This is a genomic window from Streptomyces sp. NPDC032472 (genome assembly GCF_040636955.1).
Lineage (GTDB): Bacteria > Actinomycetota > Actinomycetes > Streptomycetales > Streptomycetaceae > Streptomyces.
The window spans coordinates 26,967-42,379 of record NZ_JBEZVK010000022.1; the positions used below are offsets into that span (position 1 = coordinate 26,967).

Here is a 15,413-nt window from a genome sequence, read left to right on the forward strand (position 1 = left end):
CGGTCGTCACCCGGCCCCTATCGCAGGTAGAAGGGGTAGACGAGGTTGTCGGCCCGCAGGTCCAGCAGCCGTACGTAGGCGATGTCGATCCACACCAGGGCCGGCTCCTCCCCCGCGGTCACGGAGACCTCGGTGACCCGGATCCGGGGCTCCCAGGCGGTGAGCGCCTCGCCGATCTCGGCGGCGATCGCGGCCCGGGTGGCGGCGGTGTTGGGGGCCATGAGGTGGCGGCGCAGGCCGCAGCCGAAGGTGGGGCGCATGACGCGCTCGCCGGGCTCGGTGTCGAGGAGGGTCTCGACGGACTGGCGGATGGCCTCCGCGCCCGACACCCAGCCGAGGCGGGCGCCGGGGCGGGGTTCGCCCGGGGGCCCGCCTGCGGCGCCGGGGTCGTACGGGGCGCCTGCGCCGCCGGGGTCGCCCTGCGGGCGCAGCGGGAAGCGGATCCCGGTCCCGGACCAGGCGTCGGCCTCGGACAGGGCCGCCCGGCCGCCGGCCCCGTTCGTCCCTGTGCTCACGCTCATGGCTCCGATCCTCCGGGTCGGCCGTCACCGTGGCGTCGCGCCGGTTCACGCGCCGTCGGCCCGTGCCTCGTACGCCGTCCGGGCGGCCGCGAAGCGCCGGGGGCCGAGGCGTTCGCGCAGCCCGTCCAGCAGCGGCCGCACCAGGTGGCGGCCGAGCTCCCGGCCGAGGAGGTCGCCGAGGGTGGCCCAGGCCGTCGCGAGGCGGGCGTACGCGGTGGCGTCGTCGCCGAGCAGTTCGGCCGCGCCCACGGCCTCCTGGACGGCGGCCAGGTAGGCGATCGGGTCGGCCGCGTCCAGGGCGGCCCGGCGGCCCTCGTCGAACCGCCGCAGCGCCCGGGCCGGATCGTCGGCGTGCAGGGCGATCCGGCCGCCTGCGACGGCCCGCCGGGCTGCGGCCGCACCGTCGCGCGGGGCCGGGGCCGTGGCCGCCTCCCATACGCGCTCCGCGGTGTCCGGTGCGACGTGGGCGACGGCCAGCGCGGCGCCCAGCGCGGCCGCCTCCGCCTCGTCGTGGGCGCCGTGCGCGAAGAGCAGCTCCTCGGCGTCCATCAGGTCGCCTGCCGCGTCGTACCACCGCTGCGCGGCGAGCGCGGCGGCGGCCCGGCGCTGCAGGATCCGGGCCCGGACCAGGGCGTCCGGGGCAGCGGCGCCCGGGGCTTCCGGGGCGGCGGCGTCGAGGGCTTCGAGGGCCGCGCCGAAGCCCTCGTACGCGGCCTGCGCATCGCCGGCCGCCAGGGCCTGTTCGGCCCGTTCCATGCCGAAGGCGCGGCGGACGGCCTCCGGCAGGTCCGCGGCCGCCGCCCGCTCCAGGTTGTGCCGGGCCGCCCCGAGGTCGCCGCGCAGCCGCTGGGCGGTCGCGGCCAGCAGCAGGCAGAACCCCTGGCGCTCGGCCTCCCGCGTCCGCTCCCACAGCCCGGCGGCCTCCTCCAGGGCGGCCGCCGCCGCGCCCAGGTCCCCTTCGTCCATGGCTGCCGTGGCCAACTGCTCCAGGGCCTCGGCAAGTCCGGCCGGGTCGCCGCCGCGCAGGTCCGCAACCTGCTGCCGGGCGGCGGCGGTTGCCGAGGGCGGCTCGGGCATCGTCGTCATCGGCTCTCCCGTGTCTTTCCGGGTTCTCGCATCTACCGTGTCTCCCGCGCGTCCCGGGTGTCCCGCACCCGGTAGCCCTGCGCCGTGAGCCGGGCGCGGGCCGACGCGACGGCCCGTTCGCGGGCGGCCCGGTGCTCCGCCGCCCAGGCCTGCATCCGGACGAGCAGGTCGTCGTGCGCGGCCCGGGTCCGCACCTCGTCGCCGGCGGCCGCGCGCCGCTCCTGGCGGGCCTGCAGGCCGGTCGCTTCCGTCTCGCCGAGGCGTTCCTGGTTGCGCGCCCGCAGCTCGTCGACCTGGCGGCGGCCCCGGTCGAGCTCGCCGGCGGTCTGCCGGTTGGACTGTTCGACGGTGCCGATGCGGGTCTCGTCCGCCCGGAGGTCCGACCGGCCGGCCTCCATCGAGTGCCGGGCGGCGTCCGTTTCGGTGACCCGCCCCAGCGCGGCGATCAGGCGCGCCGAGTCGGCGCGCGCCCCGCGGGCGCTGTCGCCGAGACTGCCCGGCAGATGGCCGAACAGGTGCGCCAGCCCCTGGAAGGCCCGCAGGCTGCCCACGAGGGCGGCGACCGCGCCGGCCTGCTGCGCCGAGCGGCCCAACCGGTCGACGGCGCCCTCGGCCGTCGACTGCTGCTCCCGGTTCGCCGACCGGGTCGTCCCCGTGGCGGCCGCCTGCGCCCGGCCGCCCTCGACGAGGTGCTGCGACATCCCGCCCGCCCGGTCGAGTCGGTCGTCCTGGCCCCGCTGGACGGCCGCCTGGCCCGCCATCCGGCCCTCGGTCCGGGCGAGTTCGGCCTGGGCCTGCCGGGTGAGGGCGATCCGTTCGCGCAGGGCCGCCAGTTCGGCCCGGGTGCCGGGCGGGGCCGCGTAGGCCGGGTTGACCGGGACCTCCACGGACTCGCCGGGCCGCAGGCCGGCCGCACGGGCCGTGTACGCGGGCCCGGTGCGGGTCGGCTCGGCGCTGCCGGCCGCTGCGCGGTCGCCCTGCTGCCGCCCCTGCTCGCGGCCCTCGCGTACGCCGAGCAGCCCGGGCGCCGGGCGCAGCCCGCGTACGGTCCCCTCGACGGCCGCGGCCGCCTCGGCCCGGTCGGTGCGCAGCCGTTCCTCGCTGTGCGCGAAGGCCGCCGCCCGCTCCGCCGGTGTGGCACCGCCGGCCCCAACGCGGGCGCGGCGCTGGTAGTCGGCGAAGTCCCGGTAGCGGACTGAGGAGGTGCGGCCGCCCGGGGTGGTGGTGCGGACGTGGAGCGGCAGCGGGTGGGTGGGGTCGTACGCGAACTGCGTGGCCCCGTAGCCGCTGTGGCTGCCGTCCTGCGCGTGGACCGGGAAGTGCAGCTCCGAGACCGTCCGGGCGCCCTTCGGCCCCTCGCCGTGCTGGTACTGGAGGACGGCGAAGTCCCCGCCGGCCTGCGAGGGGCGGCTGTTGAGGAGCCGCATCGCCGGATCGGGGGTGGTGGGGTGGCTGTGGTAGACGAGCTGCAGCGGACCGGACACCCCGGTGGGCGGGTTGACGGAGCCCGGGCCGCCCTGCATGACGTGGTAGTGGCCGGTGGAGTCCAGCCAGACCCCCGACTCGCGGGCCGGGTCCGCCTGTACCTGCGCCCGGTACTGAGCCATCGCCGCGGCGCGGTCCTGGGTGGGCGGGAGGGTGGCGGTGTGGTCGGGGTACCCGGACGCCGGGGGCGCGGGCGCGGTGGACGTGGGCCCGGCCCCTGCGGGGGACGCGGGAGCCGGAGCCTTGTGGGGGATGACGCGGCCGGTGGCGGGGTCGACCGGGGCCCCGCGCTCCGGCGGGGCGTGGCCGCCGGAGCGCAGCAGCTCGACGTTGTCCTGGGCGAGCGGCACGTTCTCCGCCTGCCAGGCCACCAGGTCGGCGGCGTCGAGCTGGCTTCGGGGGCTGAGCCTGCCGTCCTCGGCGGCGGCCCGGGAATGGCCGACGGCCGCGTCGATCAGCCGCTCCTGCGCGCGGTGGCGGGTGTTGGTGCTCTGGCGGCCGTCCTGGTGCGTGACGGTGACGGCCAGGTCGGGGTCGCGGCGGCTGTGCAGGGGCTGCATCCGCTGCGTGTCCCAGTCCGCCTCCCGGATCCCCGACTCGGCCGCGTGGCGTGCGGCCGCGGTGTGCCCGGCCTGCACGGCATCACCGGTCATCCCGGTGACCTCCCGATGGGCCGCGGCCTGCCGGTCGGCATACGCGCGGGCCCCGTCGGGCCCCCAGGGGTCGGCCCGCCGGGCCGGCTCGGGCCGCTCGTCGGTGAGCCGCGCCCGTACGACGGGATCCTCTTCCAGGCTCCGCAGCAGCGGGCCGAGGTCACCGAAGTCGGCGGGATCGTGCACGGGCGCCGGCCCGTACGCGGCGGGCCGCGCCGCGGCGCCGGGGCCCGCCTGTCCCGCCGCACCGGACCCGGCAGGGGCCCCCGAGCCGGTGTCCGCCGCACCGGCGGCCGGGTCGACGTGGACCGCCGTGCCCGTGTCCGCGGCCGGGTCGGCGTGGACCGTCGTGCCCGTGCCCGGGTCGGCGTGGCTCGACGTGCCCGAGGTCGTGGCCGGGTCGGCGTGGGGCGTCGTGGCCGGGGTGGGAGCCGGGTCCGTGTGGGGTGCCGGGGCCGGTAGGGGGGCCTCCGGCATTTCCGCGTGGAGGCGGGGGCCGCCGGAGGAGGTGACGGAAGGGGCGGGGTCACCGCCCGTGGCGCGCTGTTGGAGCCGGGTGATGCCGCGGTCCAGGCGGTCGCCGCCCGCCGTGCCGAGCCGCGCACCCGCCTTCGTGGCCAGGGCGCCCGCCACCGCTCCGGTGACCTGGCTCGCCGCCGCGGACAGTTCGCGGCCCTGCTCCTCGATCCCCGCGGGGTCGGCCCGGGACTCGAAGGCGTGCAGGGCGCGCAGCGCGGTCACGACCGGCCGGACGGTCGCGTTGGTGATCAGGCCGACGGCCGTCGTGGCGAGGCCCATGGCCGTCGCCACCGCCGAGAGGGTCAGGGCGAGCGGGGCCAGGGTTCCGCCGGACACCACCGCCCCGACCCACATGCCCACCGCGATGCCGCCGAGGACGCCGCCCACGACGTCCATCAGCGCCGTGGCCACGTCCAGCAGTTCGGCCAGGCCTTCGAGGTCGTTGGCGAGCCGCTCGTAGCCGGTCCCGGTGCCGATCCGGCCGACGGTGCGCCCGGTCTCGCTCCAGTCGCGCGCGAGGAGTCCCCCGATGGCCATGAGGCCGCCGATCGCCGGTCCCAGCCCCGGGACGGGCGTCGCCGACAGCCCCCGGGACACGGCCAGCGTGGCGAGCCGCCGGGCGGCGATCTGCCCCACGGCCGCACCGATCGCGCTCATCGCGAAGCCCGTCACGGCGCCGCCGGCCGCGCCGGCCGCGGCGCCCTGGCCGGCCATGTCGAGCAGGTACTGCGCCCTGGCGTCCGTCCCGGCCGTTCCGAGGCCTCCGAAGGAGGCGGCCCACCGCTCGTGTTCGGCGAGCTCCAGGGTGACGAGGTCGTCGGGGTGCTCGCCGGGACCGGAGTGCTCGGCGGACCCCGGCCCGGCGGACTCCGCCCCCGCCTTCTCCGCGGGCGCCTCCTCGGCCCGTACGCCGCCGCCCTGCGGGCCCGGTTGCCGGCCGTCGCCGCGGTGTGCGGCGGCCTCGCCGCCGGGCCTCCCGCGGTGGTGCGTCCGTACCCCCGGCGGTGCGGCGGCCTCGCGCGCGGACCGCACCTCGGCGGCGGCGGGGGCCATGAGGACGCGGGCCAGTTCGTCCGCCAGCCGCGTGGAGGCCGCCCGCGGAACGGCGGCGGGCGCGGGGGCAGGTGCCTTCGCCGCCGCCCGGGGCGCGGGTGCGGGCGCCGGGACGGGGACGGCCCGCCCGTTCACCCCCCGCTCCCGCACAGCGGGTCGTCCACCGGCGGCAGCGGCTGCGGCGGCACCGGTACGGGCGCGGGGTCGGGCGGGGTCACGGCCTCGAAGAGGTCCTTGCCGTCCTCGTCGCGGAAGCCGCCCTCGCCGGCCTGGAGCCGGGCGGTGGCCCCCTGGGCGCCGAGCAGCCCGTCGAAGGCCTCCCGTTCGGCGGCGCCCATGTCGGCGAGCGTGAGTCCGGCGTCGAAGTGGGCCTTCAGCGTGGCCATCGCGGTGGCGGACGGCGGCAGGCAGAAGCGCAGGGCGAGCAGCCACCACAGCTGGAACAGGAACACCACGATCGGCAGGAACATGGAGAACAGGAAGAACGCCACGATCATGAAGATCTCGAGGGCGAAGGTGCAGATCCGGGGCGTCCTGCCGGTCACCGAGCCGCCGCTGGGCGTGCCGCCGCCCGGGTCGAAGGACAGCTGCGAGCCGGGCGGGCTGGTGATCGCGACCCCGCCGGGGCCGGGCGGTTCTCCGGCCCGGGCGGCGAGGGCCCGCAGGTCGGGCAGGGTGATGGAGGTCCTGCGGTTCCTGGTGCCCTCGGGGTCGTAGAACGGGGCGAGCCGGAAGGGCTCGCCGGACTCGCTCCAGGAGACCTGCGGCGGGCAGTGCTCGTGGCCGGGGGCCGGGGCGCGGCGCACGAAGCAGTGCAGTTCGTAGACGGACTGGTCGTCGAGCTTGGGGGCGCCCCGGTCGTCGTGGTCGCCGGAGGAGGTCGGCACCACCCCGAACCACAGGGAGCGCTCCGGTGGCGGCGGCCCCTGGGTGCAGTCCCCTGAGCGGGCCGGCAGCCGCCACATCGGCAGTTCCTGCTCCCGGTCCGCGGGGCGGCCCGCGGGCGGCGGGTCGCCGACCTTGCGCCACTGGCCGCCGGCCGGCCCGACCATCCAGGCCTGGGTCTCGGTGGCCACGGCGACCTGGTCGAGGAGGTCGCGGTTCTCGGCCTCGAAGGCCCTGCGGTGGGCGAGGTCGGCCCAGAGCAGGTCCCGGGCCTCCGACAGGGACGGCCCGGCGTCAACGCCGGCGAGCAGGCCGGTCGTCAGCCGCAGGGCGAGCCGGCGCAGCACCTTGGGCGGGCAGTCGATGTCCACCCGGCGCCGGCGCATCACGAACCCGACCTCCAGCCCCTCGGCGGACTGCGGCCGCGGCCATCCGGGCCGGTCGCAGAAGAGCTCGACCACGACGGCGTAGAAGCGTTCGTGGCTGGGCTGGTAGAGCTTGCGCAGCTTGGTGCGGTAGAGCCGGTGGGTGGCGAAGCGGGCCCGGCCGGGCCCGCGCTGCTCCGGCGGTACGGGCAGCGGGCAGGACCACACGTCCTCGACCGGGTCGAAGGCCAGCGAGGCGCGGGGGTCGGCGACCAGGGCGTGGACGAACTCGGCCGAGGCGTACTTCTGCAGCGCCGGGGTCAGCGCCGCGGGCGCGAAGCGGTCGAACCTCCCGCGCTCGCACACGTACCAGGGGGCGAGGATCCGGAACCCGTGGTCGGCGGCACCCGTACCGGCGCCCGTACCCCGCCCCGTACCGGCGTTCACCAGAGGTTCCCGGCGCCGGGGGTGTAGGCCGGGGAGATCACCGTCTGGTCGGCGACGAGCGTCGCGCACTTCACCAGGCCGGTGAAGGTGGACAGCGGGGAGTTCACGGTCACCGTGGGCGCCTTGACCTCGACGGCGGCGTTCGCCTCGACCTGTACGGCGGTGGGGGTCAGCCGGACGACGCAGCCGCCGCTGTGCCGGATCGTCACCTGCCGGGCGGCGTCGTCGAGGACGACCTCGTGCCCGGAGGCCATGGTGATCCGCACCCTGGCCGCGCCGGCCGTGTCGTCGAACTCCAGCCGGCTGCCGGCCCGGGACCGCAGCTGGCGGATGTCGTTGGCCGCCTCCGGCTCGTGCGGCAGCTCCGTACGCCCGTTCCAGGCGGCGCCGATGACGTACGGGCGGCGCGGGTTGCCCGCCTCGAAGGCAACGACGACCTGACTGCCGACCTCGGGCAGCGCCAGCAGGCCCTGCCGGTCGTCGGCGTACGGGGAGCAGAGCGTGGCCCAGGCGCGCACGTCGCGGTCGCCGTCGCGGCCGAGCCAGGGGAAGCGGACCTCGATCCGGCCGAGCCGCTTGGTGTCGACGATGTCGGTGACGAACGCCGGGTAGACACCGAAGTATCCGGGTGCGGAGCCGTCCGCGGGGGCGGGCAGGGACATCACACCCCCTCGTTGAGGCCGGGGCGTTCGGCGTCGAAGCGGGTGCGGAAGCCGTGGTCGGGGTCGAAGGTGTGCCGGATCCGGGTGACGTGGTAGCCCTCGCCCTCGAAGGGGGCGCCGACCGAGCGGAGGGTGAGCCGGCCCCCGACGACCAGGTCGGGGCTGCCGTTGGTGGTGCCGGCGACGGTGACGAACCGGCGTCCGCGGCGCAGCATTTCCGCGCGGGCCCAGCTGCCGGCCTCCTCGGTGGTCAGGGCGGCCTCGCGTACGCGCAGGCTGGTCGCGGGGCCGAGGGCGCGGGCCAGCAGCCGGGCGCCGGTGCGGCCGCCGGCCGTCTCGGCCTCGACGACCTCGGGGCCGGCCCGCTCGTCTATGGGCTCGCGCCGCTCGGCGTCGTACCCGGTGACCACGACCTCGCTGCGCTGGTGCGCGAGGTCGGCGGCGAGCCGCACCGACATCAGCTGGTTGCCGAAGACCAGGGTCTGTACGGCGGCGGTGCGGCTGCCGCGGGGCCGGAAGTGCAGGGTCCGGCCGCCGGCCCACAGCTCGGCCTGGACGAGGCGGGCCCGTTCGCGCAGGAAGGCGAGGTCGCTCTGGTTGAGCTGCTGGACGACGTCGTAGCGCGGGCCGGGGACGTCCGCGTCGGCGTCGAGGCCGTGCTCGCGGGCGATCTCGCGGGCCACGTCCGCGTCCGTGACGTCGTGGTAGGTGCGCATGCGGCGGGTCATCCGCAACCGCATCAGCGCGTCCTCGGCGTGGACGAGGACCAGCGGCGGTTCGCCGTCGCCGAGGACGAGCTCGATGCCGGAGACCACGCCTTCGAAGACGTAGCGCTGGCCCGTGGGCGGACCGAGGGCCGCCTTGAGGGCGCTGCCCAGGCCGACCGTGGACCCGTCGAGGTGCAGCAGCCGGTCCTGCGGGCCCTTGGCGCCGGGGCCGACGGCGAGGAAGTGCGCGCGCAGGGTGCGCAGTCCCTCGACGCCCTCGGCCACCTCCAGGCGTACGCAGTCACGGGCGAGGTCCTTCACGAGGGCCCCGCCGACCTCGAAGACGGGCGAGACGGCCGCGACCGCGGCATCAGTCATCGAAGCCCTCCGCGGCGGTGCGCGCGGCGAGCCAGGCGGCCCGCTCGCAGGCCTCCCGGTGCTGCTCGGCCGCCGCCCACCTGCCTGCGGCCCCGCTGCCGAGGGCGGGTGCGGGGGCGGGCGGGCCGCCGCTGCCCGCGGGGACCACTTCGGTGTGCAGCTCTCCGATGTACACGCTCACGGCGGGCCTCCTCGCGGTGTCCACCCCAGGGTGGTGGGGCCTGCGTCACGGCCGCGTTGCCCGCAGTCGGCGGCGGCCCCGCCGGGCGGGTCGGGCGGCAGCCGCTCCCACGGCGGGGCGAGCGGGTCGGGGGCGGGGACCTCCTCGCGGCGGGCCCGGTCGGCGAGGCTGCGGGCGCCGCCGGCCCGGACCTCGGCGAGGGTGGCGGGGTCGGCGCGCGAGCGCAGCGGGATGCCGCTGCCGTACGTGGTGGCGCGGGGGTCGGGGGCGGTGGGCGGGGCGTATCCGGGTGCGGCAGGCCCAGGTATGGGTGGGGCGGGCGGCGCCGGGGGGACCTCGAAGGCCTGGCGCGCGCGGGCGGTGGCGAGGTCCACCGCGGCCGCGGCCACCGCGTCGGCCGCGGCGCCGATGCCGCCGCCGGCGCTGAGCACGAACCCCGCCCGGGCCGGATCCGGTTCGGCCCGGGGTCCCGTACCGGCCGGGCCGGACGTACCCGGGGCGCCCGCGCCGGAGACGCTGGGGCCGCCTCGGCCGGTGCCGCCCGGGCCGGTGCCGCCCGCAGCTCGCGCAACTCCCGTGGCCCCCGGGGCCGACGTGCCCAGGGCGGCGGCCAGTGCGGCGGCGGAGGTCACCGCCGCGCCCGCCGCGAAGCCCGCCGCCGGGCCGGCCGCAGCCGCGGCCGCTCCGGAGAAGCCCGCCTCGACCTCCGCGCCCAGCCGGACGGAGGCCCCGGCCGCCAGGGTCAGCGGGCTGTCGAGCCCGGTCATCGCGCCGCGCCAGGCGGCCGGGTCGCGCCCGAGCCGGGCCAGCAGCTGCTGGGCGGACTCCCCGTCCCGGGCCTGGACCACCTGCCGGGGCCGGTTCGTCCCGGCCGTGCCGGGCGCGGCTCCGGCGCCCTGGTCGCCGGCCTCGGCGGCGGCCCGGCTGTCCCGGGCACCGGGACCCTCGGCGTGCGCCTGGTAGGCGAAGTTCTGCTCGACGATCACCACGGAGACCTTGGCCCGCAGCGGGGTGCCGTCGGGCGCGAAGTGGTCGAGCTCCTCGGTGACCTGGGTGACGATGCCGTTGTAGCGCAGCGTCCCCCACACGAAGCGGACGGGCGGCGGCGGGTCGGAGGCCTTCTGCGGGGGCGGCTCGACGAACTGCCGTACGAGGGCGGTCCAGCGGCGGACGTCGACGTGGCCACTGCTGCCGCGCTGTTCGGCGGTGTCGAATTCCAGGTCGAAGGTGAGGGTCGAGCCCTCCTGCGCGGGGTGCTGGACCTTCTGGGACTTCGTGGTCGCCCCGCCCCGGTCGACGTTGTTGGCACGGGAGATGCGCAGGCTCGTCGGATTGAACTGCACGGCGAGGGACGGTCCGGCCTCCCGGACGAGCGGCGTGCTGTCCTTGCCCTGCTCGCCGAAGACCTCCAGCCGGGTCAGGGTGGCGTGGGCGGTGGCCGTCACGGGGTGCGCTCCAGGCGCAGGCCCTCGTGGGCGATGTGCAGTTCCTCCACGGCGATCTCCCCCGTCCTGCCGTTGAGCGTCGGCCCGGTGATCTTCAAGGGCAGTCCGCGGGTGAAGGTCCAGCGGGCCACCACCCGGGCGCCGGCGGCGTCGAGCACCTCCACGTCGCCGTCGTAGCGGGGCACGGGCCCCCCGTCGGCGACCATGCCGTGCAGCCAGTCCCACAGGGCGGTGTCGGCGCTCCCGCCGCCGGCGGCGACGAACATGCCGCGCTTGAGGACGATCGGCTGGAGCTTGACCCGCCCGACCCGGCGTACGACGGCGTCGTTGGCGCCGCCCTCGGCGTACTCGCGCAGGTCGGCCTCCAGGCCGAGCCCGGAGCACTCCTGGAACCCGCCGTCGCCCAGCCGGTCGGGGCCGCCGCCGGCCGCGGCCGTGGCGGGCGCGGGCCCGCGCGCGGCGGCCGGGCCGGGAGCCGCGGCGGCCTCGGACAGCGGGCGGGGCAGGGCGGGCGGTGGGAGGGCGGTGCGGCCCGGGGCGGCGCTGCGGGTGAGCCGGATCCGGAACCGGAAGGTCTGGACGAGTTCGGGGCTGCGGCCGGGCACGGCTCACCTCACCTCAGCTCAACGGCGGTGATGCCGCCGTCGGTTCCGTCGCCGTACTGCGCGATCCGCAGCACGAGGTACTCCAGCGGCTGTGCGGGCGCCACCCCGACCTCGGCGACCAGCCGCCCCAGCCCCTGCGAGCGGACCGGGTTGAGGTGCTCGTCGCAGCGTACGAAGAAGGCCTCGTCCTCGGTGTCCCCGGCGAAGGCCCCCGCCCGGTACAGGGCACGCAGCAACTGCACGAGGGCGCTGCGCAGTTCGTCGCGCAGCTGCGGCGTGTGGGGTTCGAAGACCAGCGGCTGCGCCTGCCGGTGGAGGGTGAGCCGGAGCATCGTCATCAGCCGCCGCACGCTGAGCTGGCGCAGGTCGGGTTCGTGGGAGAGGGTGCGGGCGGAGGCGAGGCGGTAGCCGTCGCGCTCGGCGCGGAAGACGTTGACGCCGAGCAGGTGCAGCTCGTCGCAGTCGGCGTCGCCGAGCCGCTGCGCGGCGGTCACGGCGTCGGCTGCGAGGGCGTTGGCGGGGCCCCAGGGCAGGCCGAGGCGCCGTTCGCGTTCGGCGGTGATGCCGGCCGCGAAGCCGGACGGCGGCACGAGGACGGCGCGCCGGGCCGGGTCGGGATCCGCAGGGTCGACCACGCCGAGCCACGGGTGGTAGGCGGCGGCGTGGCTGCTGTCGAGGGCGGCGCGCCAGCGGGCGACGGCGCGCACGGGCAGCCCGGGCGGTACGTCGAGGAGGGCGACGAACCGGCGCCGGTGCTCGGCCAGGGCGACGAGCCGCTGCTGGCGGCGCAGGATCTCGGGCAGTTGGGCGGTGGAGTCGAGGAGCAGGGCGCGCGGCCGGGCCGGGTGCAGGACGGTGGGGGCGGCGGGCGGCGGGCAGGGCGCGAAACGGCCGGTGAGGGGCCGCGGCGGCGTCTCGGTGGTGGGCGTGCTGTCCCCGTACTGCCACAGCAGGTCGGGTACGGACAGCAGCGCGACCTCGGGGACGAGCGCCATCCGGTCCACGCCGACGACGCCGTTGGCAACGTCCGCACCGGCGTCACCGGCGTCGCCGGTGTCGTCGCAGCCGCCGGCGGGCAGCAGCTCGACCGGGAGGGGGCCGAGGAAGCTGTCGGCGCCGATGCCGGCGTAGCGGTCGGTGCCGGGGCGGACGGGACGGGAGAGGGCGGAGGTGAGGAAGAGGTCGGGCGGCAGGAGGACCTCGGGCCAGACCCCGTCGGGGGCGACGAGGAGCGACTCGGCGGCCAGAACGACGTCGGCCGCCCGGGGGTGGCCGCGACACAGACCGAGCCCGGCGAACCGCTCGCCTCGGGGGCTCGCGGTATCGGCGTCGGAGACGGTGACCGCGGCGGTGACCACCTCGGCCTCCACGACCGGCGCCGGCCCGCCCGGGGCGGCAGGCCCCGCGCCGGCGTACGGCGGCCGATCCAGCACCGCGATCCGAACACGCGCCCCGAACCCGGCAGGCTCACCCTCCGCCCGCTCCACGAGTGCGGCGATCCGGAAGAAGCCCCCGGCGGGCGGCAGCCCCGCGCCCCGGATCCGCAGCACCGAGCCGGCCGGCGGGATCCGCCCCTCCGGCAGGACCAGCTCCCGCCCGCGCACCGCGCCCTCGAACCGCCCGGCGGCGGCGAAGTCCCACCGCACGGCGAGCCGGCCGCCCCAACTGCCCTCGTCCCGGGCGCGCAGCCCGACCTCGTACGGCACCGCGCCCCCGGCCCCGGCGCGGGCCAGCGCGACCCGGTGCAGGGCGCAGGCCTGCTCGGCGTCGGGGTGCGGGGCGCGGGGCAGCGGCGCCACCCGCAGGACGTGGGCCCGTACCCCGCCCTGGGCGAAGAAGGCCCGTACCGCATACGGCAGCAGCCCAGGCCCCTCGAACCCGCCGAAGTACCGCACGTAGTCCGACCACCGGTCGACGGGCACCGGCGCGTCGACCGGCCCGCGCGGCGCCACACCGACGAACCCGGCAACGTCCAGCCGCACCGGTGCGAAGCCGGGCGCAGGCCGCCGGGCATCGCGATACACCCCGGGCGCCCCGAGCCGCAGTCCGGGCCCGCTCACAGGGTTCGGAAGTCGATGCGTTCGGCGACGAGGTGGAGTTCCTCCATGGCGACCTCGCCGCCGCCCTTGCCGCTGAGGGTGGGGCCGACCCACTTCTTGGGCTGGGCGGCGTGCAGGACCCAGGCGCAGACGGCGGTGCGCCCCTCGTCGTGCAAGGTGACGGTGACGGTGCGGGCGTCCTGGGCGCCTTCCCGGACGGCCTTGATCCAGTTGAACAGGCGCAGGTCGCCGATGATGCCGCGTTTCAGCGTGACGTCGTTGGTGGTGTTGGTGTTGGCGATCTTGCGGACGTGGTTCTCGCGGTCGTTGCCGTTGCGGTACTCGGAGAACCTCACCTCGTTGGCGGCTCCGGTGAAGTCGGAGAAGCCGCCCGCGATCTGGTCCTCGCCGCCGGTGTCGCCGAGCTTGACCAGGAAGTTGAAGGCGCCGTAGGGGTTGTTGCGCGTGGCCATGGGGCGGTGTCTCCCGTTCTGGGGCGCGGGTCAGCTGCGCTGCGCGTCGGCCGTGAACTGGCCGATGCGGAACACGACGAACTCGGCGGGATAGGTGGGCGCGACGCCGATCAGGCAGATCAGCCGCCCGTTGTCCAGGTCGTTCTGGGTCATGGTGGTGCGGTCGCAGCGCACGAAGAAGGCCTCCTCCGGCTTGGTGCCGAGCAGGGCGCCGGTGCGCCAGGTGGCGAAGAGGAAGTCCTCGACGGTCTGCCGGATCGAGGCCCACAGCCGCTCGTTGTTCGGTTCGAAGACCGCCCACTGGGTGGACTTCTCGATGGAGTGCTCCAGGTAGATGAAGAGCCTGCGGACGTTGACGTACTTCCACTCCGGGTCGGAGCTCATCGTGCGGGCGCCCCACACGCGCCGGGCGCGGCCCTCGAAGAAGCGCAGGGCGTTGATGCCCTCAGGGTTGAGGACGGACTGCCGGTCGTAGGTGACGTTGGCGGTGAAGTCACTGACTCCTAGGAGGACTTCGTTGGCGGGGGCCTTGTGCACGCCGCGCTCGGTGTCGCTGCGGGCGTAGATGCCGGCGACGTAGCCCGACGGCGGCACCTCCAGGACGGGTGGCGGGGCGCCGGGTTCGGGGCGCCGGCCGGGGTCGGTGATCTTGACCCAGGGGTAGTAGAGGGCGGCGTACTTGGTGTCGAACTGGGCGCGGAAGCGGCGCACTTCGGAGATGGAGCTGTCGCGGGGCGGGTCGACGATCGCGATCCGGTAGCGGAGCCTTTCGCAGTGGCCGATCAGGTGGTCCACGGCCGACTTCTGGTACTCGGTCCGGAGGGTGACGGTGTCCGGGGTTGCGACGATGGCGATGTCGTCGATCTCGGCGAGCGCGCCCAGCCCGAGGGCGGGATCGGTGAGGCTGTCCGGGTTGGCCTCCTTGCCGGCCAGGTCCTGCGGGGCCAACTCCCGTCCGTCGCCGCCTCCGTCGAGGTGGAGGCCGGCCGGCCCGGGCGCGAGCAGCTCGGCCAGAAGCGCGCCCGGGGTGGGGGCGGGCCCGGCCGCGGGCGGTACGGTCTCCAGCCGGACGAGGGAGAACTCGTCGGCCGGGTCGGCGGCCTGGAGGACGTTGCCGACGGAGCGCGGGTGCAGATCGTCGAGTTCGAGCTCGTTGTAGACGTCGACGCGGTCGTCGAGGCGTACGGTGACGGCGAGCGTGAGGTGGAAGGCCGCCTCGCCGGCCGGCACGGCAGCGAAGCCGCCCTGCTCGGTGCGGTAGCCGAGGACGCCGTCGGCTCGGCGGACCACGACGCGGACCCTGCCCGGCACCGGCGCGGTGGCGTCGCCGAGGACGGGCGGCTGCCCGCCGTTCATCGCGGCGGTCTCCACGGCGGCGCCCTCCTGGACCCCGGTGAGGCGCGGCTGGTTGTCGGCGCCCGTGACGACGATGTTCTTGCCGCGCCGGAAGGTCACCGCGACGCTGATCCGGGCCCCGGCGGAGCCGGGCCAGCGGGCCCACCAACGCAGCAGCGGGCGGGGCCCGGCGGGCAGGGAGACGGAGGCGAAGTTGCGGGGGACGTCGATGGGGTCGTCGGCGCCGGTGCCGGTACGGGTGAAGGGGAAGACCCGGGAGACGTAGAGCCGGCGCCCGCCGTTGGCGAAGAAGGCGCGGGCGGCGAGGGCGAGTTGGCAGTCCTCGCCACCGATCCTGAGCCCGCCGAAGGCCCGCTCGTACTCGGTGAAGCCGGTCACCAGGGTGGGGCCGGGCAGGACGGAGGGGCCGCCGTTCGGCAGGGTGTACGGCACGGGTCCGTACTCGGTGCGCCCCGCCATGCCGAACGTGCTGGTCGGCACGCCTTCGATGGACCGGGAGCGGAAGCTGGTCTCCTCGACGTAGACGCCGGGGGTCAGGTACTCGGGCATGTAC

The 15,413-nt window shown here is 76.9% G+C and carries 12 protein-coding genes; all 12 read right to left on the reverse strand.

Annotation, left to right across the window (positions count from 1 at the left end; genetic code table 11):
* Positions 1-17: 17 nt before the first annotated feature.
* The gene (locus AB0F11_RS17150; RefSeq protein WP_362173767.1) at positions 18-521 is read right to left on the reverse strand and encodes a GPW/gp25 family protein; all 504 of its coding nucleotides are present in this window, start codon (positions 519-521) and stop codon (positions 18-20) included.
* Positions 522-566: 45 nt separating this feature from the next.
* A complete protein-coding gene (locus AB0F11_RS17155) occupies positions 567-1,607 on the reverse strand; it encodes a hypothetical protein (protein ID WP_362173770.1) in 1,041 nt (346 codons plus the stop codon).
* Positions 1,608-1,639: 32 nt separating this feature from the next.
* A complete protein-coding gene (locus AB0F11_RS17160) occupies positions 1,640-5,452 on the reverse strand; it encodes a hypothetical protein (protein WP_362173773.1) in 3,813 nt (1,270 codons plus the stop codon).
* Positions 5,449-7,014, reverse strand: a complete 1,566-nt coding sequence (locus AB0F11_RS17165) for a hypothetical protein (protein WP_362173776.1) — start codon at positions 7,012-7,014, stop codon at positions 5,449-5,451. The genes AB0F11_RS17160 and AB0F11_RS17165 overlap by 4 nt, the downstream gene beginning before the upstream one ends.
* A complete protein-coding gene (locus AB0F11_RS17170; RefSeq protein ID WP_362173779.1) occupies positions 7,011-7,676 on the reverse strand; it encodes a phage baseplate assembly protein V in 666 nt (221 codons plus the stop codon). The genes AB0F11_RS17165 and AB0F11_RS17170 overlap by 4 nt, the downstream gene beginning before the upstream one ends.
* Entirely contained in the window at positions 7,676-8,761 is a 1,086-nt protein-coding gene (locus AB0F11_RS17175) for a contractile injection system protein, VgrG/Pvc8 family (RefSeq protein WP_362173782.1), read from the reverse strand. The genes AB0F11_RS17170 and AB0F11_RS17175 overlap by 1 nt, the downstream gene beginning before the upstream one ends.
* Positions 8,754-8,942 carry a hypothetical protein gene (locus tag AB0F11_RS17180; protein ID WP_362173785.1) on the reverse strand — a complete coding sequence of 63 codons (189 nt, stop codon included), beginning with the start codon at positions 8,940-8,942 and terminating at the stop codon, positions 8,754-8,756. The genes AB0F11_RS17175 and AB0F11_RS17180 overlap by 8 nt, the downstream gene beginning before the upstream one ends.
* The gene (locus AB0F11_RS17185; protein ID WP_362173788.1) at positions 8,939-10,387 is read right to left on the reverse strand and encodes a hypothetical protein; all 1,449 of its coding nucleotides are present in this window, start codon (positions 10,385-10,387) and stop codon (positions 8,939-8,941) included. The genes AB0F11_RS17180 and AB0F11_RS17185 overlap by 4 nt, the downstream gene beginning before the upstream one ends.
* Entirely contained in the window at positions 10,384-10,992 is a 609-nt protein-coding gene (locus AB0F11_RS17190; protein WP_362173791.1) for a phage tail protein, read from the reverse strand. Before AB0F11_RS17190 ends, AB0F11_RS17185 begins: the two co-directional genes overlap by 4 nt.
* Positions 10,993-11,000: 8 nt before the next feature.
* The gene (locus AB0F11_RS17195; protein ID WP_362173793.1) at positions 11,001-12,974 is read right to left on the reverse strand and encodes a phage tail sheath C-terminal domain-containing protein; all 1,974 of its coding nucleotides are present in this window, start codon (positions 12,972-12,974) and stop codon (positions 11,001-11,003) included.
* 74 nt (positions 12,975-13,048) lie between these two features.
* Positions 13,049-13,504, reverse strand: coding sequence for a phage tail protein (locus tag AB0F11_RS17200; protein WP_362173796.1), 456 nt, complete (start codon positions 13,502-13,504; stop codon positions 13,049-13,051).
* Between the two features lie 30 nt (positions 13,505-13,534).
* Complete coding sequence (locus tag AB0F11_RS17205; protein WP_362173799.1) at positions 13,535-15,409, reverse strand: phage tail sheath subtilisin-like domain-containing protein; 1,875 nt, start codon at positions 15,407-15,409, stop codon at positions 13,535-13,537.
* Positions 15,410-15,413: the final 4 nt, after the last annotated feature.

Bases quoted from the DNA above. Each gene is read 5' to 3' on its own strand.
- AB0F11_RS17170 (WP_362173779.1), bottom strand. From the start codon at position 7,676: ATGTCCCTGCCCGCCCCCGCGGACGGCTCCGCACCCGGATACTTCGGT.
- AB0F11_RS17200 (WP_362173796.1), bottom strand. From the start codon at position 13,504: ATGGCCACGCGCAACAACCCCTACGGCGCCTTCAACTTCCTGGTCAAG.
- AB0F11_RS17175 (WP_362173782.1), bottom strand. From the start codon at position 8,761: ATGACTGATGCCGCGGTCGCGGCCGTCTCGCCCGTCTTCGAGGTCGGC.
- AB0F11_RS17155 (WP_362173770.1), bottom strand. From the start codon at position 1,607: ATGACGACGATGCCCGAGCCGCCCTCGGCAACCGCCGCCGCCCGGCAG.
- AB0F11_RS17150 (WP_362173767.1), bottom strand. From the start codon at position 521: ATGAGCGTGAGCACAGGGACGAACGGGGCCGGCGGCCGGGCGGCCCTG.
- AB0F11_RS17205 (WP_362173799.1), bottom strand. From the start codon at position 15,409: ATGCCCGAGTACCTGACCCCCGGCGTCTACGTCGAGGAGACCAGCTTC.